The 12935-nt window shown below is 52.7% G+C and carries 15 protein-coding genes; 3 read left to right on the forward strand and 12 right to left on the reverse strand.

The genetic code is table 11. From position 1 onward, the window contains the following. The first annotated feature begins 16 nt into the window (after nt 1–16). From nirC to JTI85_RS20440, 3 genes are all read left to right on the forward strand, one after another. Nucleotides 17–826, forward strand: a complete 810-nt coding sequence (gene nirC, locus JTI85_RS20430; RefSeq protein ID WP_219352602.1) for a nitrite transporter NirC — start codon at nt 17–19, stop codon at nt 824–826. A gap of 15 nt (nt 827–841) precedes the next feature. Beyond that, the gene (cysG, locus tag JTI85_RS20435; protein WP_115601370.1) at nt 842–2215 is read left to right on the forward strand and encodes a siroheme synthase CysG; all 1374 of its coding nucleotides are present in this window, start codon (nt 842–844) and stop codon (nt 2213–2215) included. Between the two features lie 256 nt (nt 2216–2471). Next, complete coding sequence (locus JTI85_RS20440; protein ID WP_048213798.1) at nt 2472–2639, forward strand: YhfL family protein; 168 nt, start codon at nt 2472–2474, stop codon at nt 2637–2639. Between the two features lie 70 nt (nt 2640–2709). Here JTI85_RS20440 and trpS read toward each other — a convergent pair whose 3' ends face one another. From trpS to JTI85_RS20500, 12 genes are all read right to left on the reverse strand, one after another. Continuing rightward, the gene (gene trpS, locus JTI85_RS20445) at nt 2710–3714 is read right to left on the reverse strand and encodes a tryptophan--tRNA ligase (RefSeq protein ID WP_061068725.1); all 1005 of its coding nucleotides are present in this window, start codon (nt 3712–3714) and stop codon (nt 2710–2712) included. Continuing rightward, nucleotides 3707–4465, reverse strand: a complete 759-nt coding sequence (gene gph / locus JTI85_RS20450; RefSeq protein WP_003837920.1) for a phosphoglycolate phosphatase — start codon at nt 4463–4465, stop codon at nt 3707–3709. Before gph ends, trpS begins: the two co-directional genes overlap by 8 nt. After that, a complete protein-coding gene (rpe, locus tag JTI85_RS20455) occupies nt 4458–5135 on the reverse strand; it encodes a ribulose-phosphate 3-epimerase (RefSeq protein ID WP_040231743.1) in 678 nt (225 codons plus the stop codon). The genes gph and rpe overlap by 8 nt, the downstream gene beginning before the upstream one ends. Nucleotides 5136–5152: 17 nt before the next feature. Next, nucleotides 5153–5989: an adenine-specific DNA-methyltransferase gene (dam, locus tag JTI85_RS20460; protein WP_048213543.1), complete on the reverse strand. Its 837-nt coding sequence runs from the start codon at nt 5987–5989 to the stop codon at nt 5153–5155. 117 nt (nt 5990–6106) lie between these two features. Continuing rightward, nucleotides 6107–7399 (reverse strand): cell division protein DamX, encoded by a 1293-nt coding sequence (gene damX, locus JTI85_RS20465; protein ID WP_086523480.1) that lies wholly within the window; start codon nt 7397–7399, stop codon nt 6107–6109. 96 nt (nt 7400–7495) lie between these two features. Beyond that, nucleotides 7496–8584: a 3-dehydroquinate synthase gene (gene aroB / locus JTI85_RS20470; protein WP_048213545.1), complete on the reverse strand. Its 1089-nt coding sequence runs from the start codon at nt 8582–8584 to the stop codon at nt 7496–7498. A gap of 57 nt (nt 8585–8641) precedes the next feature. Next, complete coding sequence (gene aroK, locus JTI85_RS20475; RefSeq protein WP_003023552.1) at nt 8642–9163, reverse strand: shikimate kinase AroK; 522 nt, start codon at nt 9161–9163, stop codon at nt 8642–8644. Between the two features lie 404 nt (nt 9164–9567). After that, the gene (hofQ, locus tag JTI85_RS20480; RefSeq protein ID WP_219351947.1) at nt 9568–10806 is read right to left on the reverse strand and encodes a DNA uptake porin HofQ; all 1239 of its coding nucleotides are present in this window, start codon (nt 10804–10806) and stop codon (nt 9568–9570) included. Then, nucleotides 10721–11122, reverse strand: coding sequence for a HofP DNA utilization family protein (locus tag JTI85_RS20485; protein WP_200037497.1), 402 nt, complete (start codon nt 11120–11122; stop codon nt 10721–10723). Before JTI85_RS20485 ends, hofQ begins: the two co-directional genes overlap by 86 nt. Next, nucleotides 11112–11510 carry a hypothetical protein gene (locus JTI85_RS20490; protein ID WP_249357133.1) on the reverse strand — a complete coding sequence of 133 codons (399 nt, stop codon included), beginning with the start codon at nt 11508–11510 and terminating at the stop codon, nt 11112–11114. The genes JTI85_RS20485 and JTI85_RS20490 overlap by 11 nt, the downstream gene beginning before the upstream one ends. 52 nt (nt 11511–11562) lie before the next feature. Then, nucleotides 11563–12102, reverse strand: a complete 540-nt coding sequence (locus tag JTI85_RS20495; protein WP_101742609.1) for a PilN domain-containing protein — start codon at nt 12100–12102, stop codon at nt 11563–11565. Beyond that, nucleotides 12102–12881 (reverse strand): hypothetical protein, encoded by a 780-nt coding sequence (locus tag JTI85_RS20500; protein WP_048213549.1) that lies wholly within the window; start codon nt 12879–12881, stop codon nt 12102–12104. Before JTI85_RS20500 ends, JTI85_RS20495 begins: the two co-directional genes overlap by 1 nt. Between the last annotated feature and the right edge of the window lie 54 nt (nt 12882–12935).

A 12935-nucleotide genomic window follows, 5' to 3' on the forward strand; every position in this document is an offset into this window, starting at 1 on the left:
CAAGGATAATCAACACATGTTCACAGACACTATCAATAAGTGTGCGGCTAACGCTGCGCGCATCGCACGCCTGTCGGCAAATAACCCGCTCGGGTTCTGGGTCAGTTCGGCAATGGCAGGGGCCTACGTTGGCCTCGGCATCATCCTTATTTTTACCCTCGGTAACCTGCTCGACCCGTCCGTACGTCCGCTGGTGATGGGTGCAACCTTTGGTATCGCCTTAACGCTGGTTATTATTGCCGGTTCAGAACTGTTTACCGGTCACACCATGTTCCTGACGCTTGGCGTCAAAGCGGGCACCATCAGCCACGGCCAAATGTGGGCTATCCTGCCGCAAACCTGGCTGGGAAATCTGGTCGGATCCGTGTTTGTCGCCCTGCTTTATAACTGGGGAGGCGGCAGTCTGCTGCCGGTCGATACCAGCATCGTCCATTCGGTCGCGCTGGCGAAAACCACCGCGCCTGCAACGGTGCTGTTCTTTAAAGGTGCACTGTGTAACTGGTTGGTTTGTCTGGCAATATGGATGGCAATCCGTACCGAAGGCGCGGCAAAATTCCTCGCTATCTGGTGGTGTCTGCTGGCGTTTATCGCTTCAGGCTACGAGCACTCGGTGGCCAACATGACGCTGTTTGCCCTCTCCTGGTTCGGTCATCACAGCGAAGCTTATACCCTGTCAGGAATTGGTCATAACCTGCTGTGGGTGACACTCGGTAATACTTTGTCCGGTGTCGTATTCATGGGATTAGGTTATTGGTATGCTACGCCAAAATCGGAGCGTCCGGCTCCGGCAAAAATCAACCAGCCAGAGGCTGCTGCCAATAATTAATTAAGGGGTAATGTCGTGGACCATTTGCCTATATTTTGTCAACTACGTGACCGCGACTGCTTGATCGTCGGCGGTGGTGATGTCGCAGAACGCAAAGCGCGGTTACTGCTGGAAGCTGGCGCCCGTTTAACGGTTAATGCACTGGCGTTTATTCCGCAGTTCAAAGTATGGGCAGATGAAGGCATGCTGACGCTGGTTGAGGGACCGTTCGATGAGTCCCTGCTCGACACCTGCTGGCTGGCTATTGCCGCCACCGATGACGATGCCGTCAACCAAAGCGTCAGCACCGCCGCGGAGTCACGCCGTATCTTCTGCAACGTGGTCGACGCGCCAAAAGCAGCAAGTTTTATCATGCCCTCCATTATCGACCGCTCGCCGCTGATGGTGGCGGTCTCCTCCGGCGGGACATCGCCGGTGCTTGCCCGTCTGCTGCGTGAAAGGCTTGAATCCGTACTGCCTCAGCATTTGGGCCAGGTCGCACAATATGCCGGCAAGTTGCGCTCCCGGGTGAAGCAACAGTTTGCCAGCATGGGTGAACGTCGCCGCTTCTGGGAAAAATTGTTCGTGAATGACCGCCTGGCGCAGTCGCTGGCGAACAATGACCTGAAAGCCATCGAGGAAACCACCGAGCAGTTGCTCAGTGAACCTCTGGACCATCGTGGTGAAGTGGTGCTGGTTGGCGCCGGTCCTGGCGATGCCGGCCTGCTGACGCTGAAAGGGCTACAGCAGATCCAGCAAGCGGATGTCGTGGTCTATGACCGCCTGGTTTCCGACGACATCATGAACCTTGTACGCCGCGATGCAGACCGGGTGTTCGTCGGCAAACGTGCGGGCTATCACTGCGTACCGCAGGAAGAGATCAATCAGATCCTGCTGCGTGAAGCACAACAGGGCAAGCGCGTGGTGCGACTGAAAGGTGGCGACCCGTTCATCTTTGGCCGTGGTGGCGAAGAGCTGGAAACGCTGTGCCATGCCGGTATTCCATTCTCTGTAGTGCCTGGTATTACCGCAGCCTCTGGTTGTTCTGCCTATTCCGGCATTCCACTGACCCACCGTGATTACGCTCAGAGCGTGCGTCTGGTTACCGGACACCTGAAAACTGGCGGTGAGCTGGACTGGGAGAACCTGGCAGCAGAGAAACAAACGTTGGTGTTCTATATGGGACTGAATCAGGCGGCAACGATTCAGGAAAAACTCATCGAGTTTGGTATGCAAGCCGATATGCCGGTTGCTCTGGTCGAGAATGGTACTGCCGTAACACAGCGCGTCGTCAGCGGTGTGCTGACACAGCTCGGTGAACTGGCAAAACAGGTTGAAAGCCCGGCGCTGATTATCGTGGGTCGTGTTGTGGGATTACGCGATAAGCTGAACTGGTTCTCGAACCATTGATTCACATCAGCGAAATAACCAACGGTATACCGTTCTGAAATCGTTCCGCTAATTAACACAAACGGCAGTCCTGGAATCTCTTTCCTGACTGCCGTTTTTATTTCTCACCTGTTTTTCAAAGCATATTTCCTTGTCTTTGAGTAGTCCTTATCTGGACTACCTCCTTGTTCCATTACTTGATATTTTCACCGGCGGAAAATGGATTTTTTCCATTTTTTTCATATATATAAATAGTTATATCTACAAGGATTTCGTTATGCTTAAGATTGCAAAAATTGCCCTTGTGGCAGGGATTCTGACGACGTTGACCGCTTGTACGGGTCATATTGAAAACCGTAATAAAACCTGCTCGTATGATTACCTGCTGCACCCGGCAATTTCAATTTCTAAAATGATTGGCGGTTGCGGCGCAGTGGCTGAATAATCAATAAATCTCTTTGCGCAGATACAAAAAAACCGGGAAATTCCCGGTTTTTTCAGCAATGCAGAAAGTATTACGGCTTGGCAACAAAGCCAATAGCCTCATACACGGCTTTCAGCGTAACAGAGGCACGCGCGCTGGCTTTTTCCGCGCCCTCCTTCATCACTTTCTGCAGGAAGGCTTCATCGTTACGGAAACGGTGATAGCGCTCCTGAAGCTCGGTCAGCATACCGGAAACGGCCTCTGCGACTTCACCTTTCAGATGACCATACATTTTGCCTTCAAAGTGCTGTTCCAGCTCAGGAATGCTCTGGCCAGTAACGGCAGAGAGGATATCCAGCAGGTTGGAAACACCCGCTTTATTCTGCACGTCGTAGCGCACAACCGGCGGCTCTTCCGAGTCGGTCATCGCGCGTTTGATTTTCTTAACCACTGATTTCGGATCTTCCAGCAAGCCGATCACGTTATTGCGGTTGTCATCCGACTTGGACATTTTCTTCGTCGGTTCCAGCAGCGACATGACGCGCGCACCGGATTTCGGAATAAACGGCTCAGGCACTTTAAAGATATCGCCGTACAGGGCGTTAAAACGTTGAGCGATATCACGGCTCAGTTCCAGATGCTGTTTCTGATCTTCACCAACCGGTACCTGGTTGGTCTGATACAACAGAATATCCGCCGCCATCAGCACCGGGTAATCAAACAGCCCGGCGTTGATGTTCTCCGCATAGCGTGCGGATTTATCTTTGAACTGGGTCATACGGCTCAGCTCGCCGAAATAGGTGTAGCAGTTCAGCGCCCAACCTAACTGTGCGTGTTCCGGCACATGAGACTGGACGAAAATGGTGCTTTTTTCAGGATCGATACCGCATGCCAGGTACAGCGCCAGCGTATCCAGCGTTGCTTTACGCAACTGCTGAGCGTCCTGACGAACAGTGATAGCATGTTGGTCAACGATGCAGTAGATGCAATGGTAGTCATCCTGCATGCTCACCCACTGACGCAGCGCACCCATATAGTTGCCAATGGTCAATTCACCTGAGGGCTGTGCGCCACTAAAAACGATGGGCTTAGTCATTTTTTGATTCCTGATTTTCGCTATGCGGAAGCCCGAGAGCGGGCAGTAGTTCATTAATACGGTCGTAAATAACGTCGGGCTGGCTCAGCGCGATCGACTCACCGTAGTTGTAGCCATAGGTCAGGCCAACGGACGGGCAGCCAGCAGCTTTTGCCGCCTGAATATCATTGCGTGAATCCCCTACGAAGAGCATTTGCTCAGGCTTGATGCCAAGCTTGCTTGCCACCAGCAGCAGCGGATCCGGATGCGGTTTTTTATTCTGCACGTCGTCACCACCGATGACCACGCTAAAGTATTTGGCGATATCTAATGCTTCGAGTAATGGCGCGACAAACGGGGTCGGTTTGTTGGTCACCAGACCCAGCGGCAATCCTTTCGCATGCAGCGCGCCCAGCGTGTCGGCAACATCAGGGAACAGGAATGTCCCCTCTTCTGCGACATCACCGTAGTATCTGTCGAACAGCTTACGCAAAATACGTACCTGTTCCTCAGCGGGAATATCATCATCAACGGGCGGTTTACCCATCGTTTTACGTAATGTCGCGCGCTCCTGACGAGACCACGCCAGCGCGCGCTCCATCAGTACGTCTGCGCCATTGCCAATCCAGGTGATAACGCGTTCTTCACCGGCTACCGGCAGTTCCAGCGCATACAGCGCCATATCCACCGCTGCGGCTAATCCCGGCGCACTGTCGACCAGCGTGCCGTCGAGGTCAAACGCAGCGCCCCGAATATCCTGAAACTTATCCATGACTTACCTTCGCCAGTTCATTGCGCATTTCATCAATAACTTTTTTGTAGTCTGGTTGGTCGAAAATAGCAGAGCCTGCGACAAACATATCCGCACCGGCAGCCGCGATTTCACCAATGTTGTTCACCTTAACGCCGCCGTCCACTTCCAGACGGATGTCATAGCCAGATTCATCAATGCGACGGCGCACTTCGCGCAGCTTATCCAGCGTTTGCGGGATAAAGGACTGTCCACCAAAGCCTGGGTTAACGGACATCAGCAGGATCACGTCGAGCTTATCCATGACGTAGTCCAGATAACTCAGCGGTGTTGCCGGGTTGAACACCAGGCCCGCTTTACAGCCATGCTCTTTGATCAGCTGTAAAGTGCGATCGACGTGTTCGGAGGCTTCCGGGTGAAAAGTAATGATGCTGGCGCCAGCGGCGGCGAAGTCCGGGACAATACGATCAACGGGCTTCACCATCAGATGAACATCAATCGGAGCGGTGATGCCATATTTACGCAGCGATTTCAGTACCATCGGGCCGATGGTCAGGTTCGGCACGTAGTGGTTGTCCATGACGTCGAAGTGAACGACATCAGCACCCGCGGTCAGCGCTTTCGCGGTGTCCTCACCCAGGCGGGCAAAATCAGCCGACAGAATTGAGGGGGCAATCAAATACTGTTTCATCCGCTTCTCCTTGAGAATTATTTTTTCGCAGGCGTTGCGACTCCTGGTTTGTATAGTGCCAGCAGTTCGTTCACCTTTTTACGTGTGCCGCCGTTGCTGCTTATACTGCGCCGCACTTTGACCTGAAAATGTTTCGCCGCTCGATACCATTCGCGGGTATCCGGCGTGTCATGATTCGAAATTAACACCGGGATCTGCTTACTGACCAGCTTTTCTGCCATCTCGGCCAGATGCGCCTGCTCTTTCGGGCTAAAGCTGTTGGTATGATACGCGGTGAAATTTGCCGTCGCCGAGAGCGGTGCATATGGCGGGTCACAATAGACCACAGAGTTGCTATCCGCGCGATCCATGCACTCTTCATAGGAGAGGCAATGGAACTCTGCATTTTGCGCTTTTTCAGCAAAATGGTACAACTCGGCTTCCGGGAAGTAAGGTTTTTTATAACGACCAAAGGGGACGTTAAACTCACCACGCAGGTTATAACGGCATAACCCGTTATAGCCAAAACGGTTGAGATATAAGAACAGCACTGCACGTCGGAACGGGTCCTGGCAGGCATTAAATTCTTCCCGGAACTGGTAGTACACCTCAGCCTGATTCGTTTCAGGCATAAACAGCTCACGTGAAGCCTGCACATACTCATCGGTACGCGTCTTCACGATGTTATAGAGACTGATAAGGTCGCTGTTGATATCGGCAAGAATATAACGAGAAAAGTCGGTGTTGAGAAACACCGACCCGGCACCCACGAAGGGTTCAATCAGGCATTCACCCTGAGGTAAATGCCGTTTGATGTCATCAAGCAGGGGATATTTCCCCCCTGCCCATTTCAAAAAAGCGCGATTTTTTTTCATGCTGACTAACTAATTACACCTTCTCCGGCTGTGGAGAAAGCTCCGACAGCATCCTGCGCTTTAGTCTTTGTCCCGCAATTGGGCGAAACAGCAAACCATTGCAGAACATATCCTATCTTACTTCAAATCGGCCTGAACCTGGTGCAGCGGTTTTGCCCACGGGTTTTTCGCCTGAATGTCGGCGGGTAACGTAGACACTGCACGTTTTGCATCTTCTTTAGACGCATACACGCCCGTCACCAGAACATACCACGGTTGACCGTTACGCGTCGTCTGGTACACCACGTAGTTCTTCAGGTTCTCTTTCTTCGCCCAACCATTCAGGTTGTCGTAGTTAGAGGAACTGCTGAGCTGCAGCGTGTAGTGACTGGATGGCGCTGATTTTAACGCGCCAACGTTCCCTGCACTTTTCGCACCACCCGCAACCGGTGTTGCTGTCGTTGGTGCAGGTGTTGCAGTCTGGGCTGGCGTCGTCGCGGTTGCTTTCGGCTCAACAGTCGCTTTCGGCGTAGCAGCTACCACCGGCGCTTTGGTTGTGGTCGTCGGCGCAGTTGCGGTTGGTTTAGCCTGAGCAACAGGTTTTGGCTCTGTCGGCGTCGCTTTTACCGTGGTCTGCGGCTTGCTCTTCGGCTCAATAACAGCCTGTTTGCGTTCCTGATGTGCAACTGCAGTACGTTCTGCTGGCTCAGTCTTCGCAGTCTGACGCCCTGCATTGCCATTGCGAACTGGTGCTACGGTAGCAGGTTCAGTTGGCAGCGTAGAGTTGACTACGACGTTGTTAACCTGTGCCTGACCTTGCGGCTGCGTCAGTGCATTGTTCAGATCGCCCTGAACTTCGACGCGCTGCTGACCTTCCGCTGTGGCAGGTGCCTGGCCTTGAGTCGGGGTAGAGGAAATCGGCGGCAGAGAAACATCCTGCTGCGTATTGCCAGCGGTCTGCTCAGCACCCGTCGCAGGCATTGTGGTGTTCGCCTGATCCGTCGCATTGCTGCCAGAAAGATCGATGCTCTTCTCACCAGACGCAGCCTGCTCACTGGAAGAGGAAGATGAGGGGGCCTTCAGCGCAGAACCGATACCGACAATCAGCAGCAGAAGTACCAGAACACCCACACCCATCATAATGTACTGACGGGAGGCTGGTTTACTGACCGCTTTTTTACGCTTGCGTGGGCGACGTTCTACACGTTCTTCATCCACAACATCGTCATCAGATTCATAGTCTTCTTCAATGTCCTGCTCTTCATCACGCTCTTTACGTGCCCGCGCAGGACGGCGATCGTCGGCATCCAGATCAACATCATCAAAATTGATTTGCGGCTCATTATCGCGTTCAGACGATTGACGAGAACGACCAGTACGACGATCGCTGGGATCGGGTTTCAGCTCGTCTTCTGGTTTGAATTCATCCATTTAACACCCCACTCAAAGGTTAATGCTTACGACTTTGCACATAACCTGAAGCTAAAAGACTTACGCTTTACAACGCAAGCCTGACCTTTCTTGTTGTTACGCCTGCTGGCAATCAGCAATCGCGTTAAGAACCACCTCGTGCGACACTCCGCCGCGCACTTCACTCTTCCCTATCGCCTGCGGAAGCACTAAACGAATCTCTCCCGCCAACACTTTTTTATCTCGCAGCATGTGCGGCAAATAAGCCTGTGTAGACATTTCACGCGGCCCATTCACCGGTAAACCTGCGCGCTGCAACAGCGTAATAATGCGCTGCGTTTCAGCGGAGGTAAACTGGCCCAAACGTTCTGACGTGCGGGCAGCCATTACCATACCTGCTGCGACGGCTTCACCATGTAACCAATTGCCATAACCCATTTCAGCTTCGATAGCATGGCCAAACGTGTGTCCCAGATTCAGTAAAGCACGTAAGCCCATTTCGCGCTCGTCCGCTGCGACAACTTCTGCTTTCAGCTCACAACAACGGCGAATACAGTACGCCATTGCCGGACCATCCAGACGCAACAACGCATCCAGATTGTCTTCCAGCCAGCTAAAAAATTCACCGTCAAGGATGATGCCGTATTTGATCACTTCCGCCAGGCCCGATGCCAATTCACGCGCAGGAAGCGTTTTCAGACAGTCGAGATCCACCACCACGGAAGCAGGTTGGTAAAACGCGCCAATCATGTTTTTACCGAGGGGATGGTTTACGGCGGTTTTACCGCCTACGGAGGAGTCAACCTGCGACAACAGCGTTGTCGGGACTTGAATAAAACGAACACCACGCTGATAGCTGGCTGCTGCAAAACCGGTAAGATCGCCAATCACGCCGCCGCCAAGTGCGACCAGCGTGGTATCGCGACCATGCGGTTTTTGCAGTAACGCAGTGAAGACCGTATCCAGCACCGCCAGGCTTTTATACTGCTCGCCATCGGGAAGGATAACGCTATCAACGTTAACACCCGCCTGTTCAAGTACGCCGCGAACCTTATCGAGATAAAGGGGAGCCAGGGTTTCGTTGGTCACCAACATAACCTGATCGCCCGATTTCAGCGGTAAGAATGAAGCTGGCTCATCAAACAAACCAGCCGCAATGGTGATAGGGTAACTACGTTCCCCGAGAGTGACTGTAATCCTCTCCATTACGCGACATCCACCTTAGTTACTTGTACCCGCAGACGAGTGTGTATTCAGCCAGAATTAGTTGCTTTCCAGCATATGAATAATCTGGTTTGCTACGACTTTCGCGCTCTGATCGTCGGTGCGAATGGTCACGTCGGCAATCTCTTCATACAGAGGGTTGCGTTCGTCGGCCAAGGCTTCCAGAACTTCACGCGGCGGCGATTCTACCTGCAGCAGCGGGCGTTTCTTGTCACGTTGAGTACGTGCAAGCTGTTTTTCAATTGTCGTTTCAAGATAGACCACGACGCCACGCGCGGAAAGACGGTTACGTGTTTCACGTGATTTTACAGAGCCACCGCCAGTTGCCAGCACAATACCCTGTTTTTCCGTCAACTCGTTGATGACTTTTTCTTCGCGATCACGGAAGCCGTCTTCACCTTCTACATCGAAGACCCAGCCCACATCAGCTCCGGTTCGTTTCTCAATCTCTTGATCAGAATCGTAAAATTCCATATTGAGTTGTTGAGCTAACTGGCGCCCAATAGTGCTTTTTCCGGCACCCATAGGCCCAACCAGAAAGATATTGCGTTTCTCTGCCATTTTTTCGGTACTACTAAGACTATTCGTTAATGGTAAACCCGCTTCGCAGACACCCAGCGCAGCAGGACATGAACTGAAACCTCATAAGATATTGCGAGAGTCAGACTGAAAATTATCTCAATACTCAAGCGGGTTTGGCAACTGAATAAATCACCAAACCTTACGCATTTCTGGTCGTGGCAGGCATGCTACCCTGCAAACATCTGACCTGATGACGTATCGCGCAGCCAAATGACACCCAATAAGCCTATGGCACACCACCGGAAAGGCAAAGCGTATTCACTGCCGCATAAGTAAAGAAAAGTACCGACGCTCAAATCGGTACTCCTTGTATGCTAAATACACCCTCACGTCAAATCCCTGAAACGTGTTCAGTGCAAAAACAACGGCTTTTCATGCATAAGTTATTCCGTTGAAACCAGTCTGGGCGTTATAAAAACCACTAATTCGCGCCGTTCATCTTCTTTACCATCATGGCGAAAAAGAGAGCCAAGCCAGGGAATGTCGCCTAATAGCGGCACGCTGTCGGCTGCGGATTTATTCTTATGTGAAAAAATCCCGCCCAACGCGATCGTTTCGCCGCTCTTAACCTCCACCAGGGTTTCAATTTCCTGCTTATCGATGGCCAGCACTTCGCCATCCGCTTGCTGTAGCACCTGCCCGGGGACATTCTGGCTAATATGCAGTTTCAGTCTGATCCGCCCTTTCTGCAGCACGGTCGGCGTTACCTCCATCCCCAGCACCGCTTCCTTAAATTCGACGGAAGTCGCGCCGCTTTCACCGCTGGAGACCTGATACGGGATTTCACTGCCCTGCTTAATACTGGCAGGTTGCAGATGAGAAGCCAGTAATCGAGGACTGGCAATGATGTCGAGCTGCTGTTTTTGCTCCAATGCGGACAACTCAAGCTCCAGCAAACGACCATTAATGCGGCCAATATTAAATCCCACCCGCGATGTTGCAGTAGACACAGAAAGGTCGCTGGCAAGCGTGGTGACATTCCCCACCGCCCCTGGCAATTGTGCATCTGCCAGCGACCACTTAACCCCCAGCTCACGCAAACTTTTTTCATTAATCGTGACGATATGCGCCGCCAGCTCGACCTGTTCAACGGGCAAGTCCATTTGCGCCACCCACTGTTCCAGTGTGTTTAGCGCAACAGAATTATCTCGCAGCAGTATGCGGTTGGTACGTTTATCGACCGTTATACTTCCTTTAGTACTCAGCAGTTTTTCACCGGCTTTGGCCAACTCGGATGCATCGGCATAGTGCAAAATGATGCTGCGATGTTCCAGCGGCAAGCTGGCCTGAATCCGTGCCTGCTCGTTTTCCTGGCGGGCCGCATTTTCACTCTGCCATTGAACAGAATGCACATGCAGAATATTACCCTCCTGGCGTAATACCAGCCCGGCGCTTTTCACAACTGTCTGCAATGCCTGTTTCCAGGGCACATTCGTCAGATGCAATGACAGCACACCGCTAACATCCGGTGACACCACCAGATTTTTCTTCTCCTGCACCGCCAGCGCCTGCAGCACCTGTACAACGGGCACATCATCAACCACCAGCGTCACGTTTTGTGCTTTCCCAGCCAGCACGCTGGGTATTACGGTCATCAGCACGATGACTATCCACCGCTTCATTCGCCTCTCCTTGTCGTTGCCACTGCCACCGTGATGGCTCACAATCATTCCCTGTGTCGATAGTTACGCTTTGGGCTGTCACCTGAGATACCCTCCAGATGCCATTCAGAACATCTCGCTGCTCGACCCTCCGCCATTTGTGTTGACCATCCTGCATAAAACCAATTGAGCGCCCTCCCTGGATCACCGCCCCCTGATAACGCCATCCCGACAACTCAGCCATCCGGCAGAGATCCTCTGGCGGCTGAAAGGGATTGCGCATGCCGGTCAACAACAGCACGCTAAAACACGCGAACAGCCAGCGCTTAGTCATCATTCAGACGCTCCAGGTGTATCGTCAACAACACATCAGCATCTTCTGCACTAAGAGAAAACTGACTCGTACTCATTCCCTGTTCCGCCAGTAGGGCAAACACGTGTGGGACTGCATCCCACGCAGTTTTCAGCGCCAGTTCGCCTCCCCGTACGGAGGGCTGCCAGTGGATCAGACGTGTAAGAGAGCTTTGATATACCAATGGGGAAAAAGGAACCGGCCTCGCTTCAGAGGGAGAAAAGGGTTGTTCAACCGATGACGCCAGCAGATACAGATTGCGCCATTGATCTTGAATCGCCACGCGTTGACGGACTAATGCTGCCTGCTGCGCTTTCCGTTGTTGCTCTACAGGATAAAGGCACAACAGCGCAGCCGCGATCAGAACCAACATCCAGCCGCCCCAGCACAAAAGTCGAAACCGCGGCGTCTGCGCTAACCAGCCATCACAAAGCGCCTGCATGCATAACACTCCGTATCAGACGATAGTGAAACTGCCAGTGTCCCTGCGCATCTTGTCGCGTTTCCCCTGAGCTTCCCAACTGAAACCCAGGGTGTTTACGTAATTGCGTCTCCAGTCTATGAAGCGCAGCAACGTTCAGCGTCAGCCCTGTCAGCTCCAGCGTATCCTGCTGCCAGGTCATTCCTGTTAACCACGCCTGTTCTGGCAGCAACTCGGCCACCCCTTGTAAAACAGACTGCCAGCTTCGCATCTGTTCACGCCGTTTTTCTCTTTGTTGCGCCTGCTGCCATTGTTGTTGACGCTGTTGCAGGCGCGGCTTGAGCGCTATCAGGGTTTCAGCCCGCATTTTTTCGGCATCAGCCAGCAGTAAATCGACCCGATTATCTACGCGAGAAAGCGCGTAATAACCCAACGCGATACCCACAATAACCAGTAAAGATCCACTCAATAATGCTCCCCACCATTGCAGACGGGCATACCGCCGCGACTGACGCCAGGGCAAAAGATTGATGTTCGCCGTCATCAGTACACACCTCCCATCGCCAGCCCAAGCGCAACAGCAAAGTTGTGGCTTTCCGTTGGAATCGGTGGCTGGCGGACGGACACCGCATTAAAGGGATCAAAGCCACCAGCGTCACATAGCGCAATATCCACAGGGCAAAGAGATAATGCCGCGGCAAGCGCGTCAATATCGTCAATTTCCCCCGTCGATTTACGTCCCCATGCCGTGCGGCTCGCCCAGAGCCATTGGGTATCGTCACGCCATGCCAGACACGATTGATGCACGGGTAAATAAGGAATTAATCGCTGCAAGGCGCTGGCATCCGGCGTAATGGCCGTAACCTGTACTTTCAGGGGATGCATCAGTGTCAGGAGTGCCGATATTTCTTTGCTTTGTGCCGCCGTCACGTTAAACGCCGGGCTTAGCGTGTCTTCGCTATAATCAAACTGCAGCGCATCCGGCTCCATATCCAGTTCGCGAGCCATTGCCCCAGACAACCATGCCGTTTGCTCTGGTTCGCGTAGGGTCATTGCTGGACGGGGTAACTTTTTTTGTAACGTCCTGTTGGCAGGAAAAGAAAGGTGAATATGGTGCCTGTGCGGTAGTTCACGGCTCCACGGCAGGAGCACCGCAGTAAGCTGTTCCGGCTCACGAATGTGCCCATCGACGACAACCTGATGTGCCAGCGGCATACGCCACCAGCGTTGTAGGACCCAACCGGATGCGTCACGAACGATAGCGACAGCCAGCGCATCATGTTGCTGAATATGCAGACCAATTTTCCATATACGAAAAGCCATTGCTGATGATCTCCTTATCACCCGTTCCTTCAACGGGTATATCAATGCGTCTGG

The sequence above is a fragment of the Citrobacter sp. Colony219 genome, assembly GCF_019382635.1.
GTDB classification, from domain to species: Bacteria; Pseudomonadota; Gammaproteobacteria; order Enterobacterales; family Enterobacteriaceae; genus Citrobacter; species Citrobacter youngae.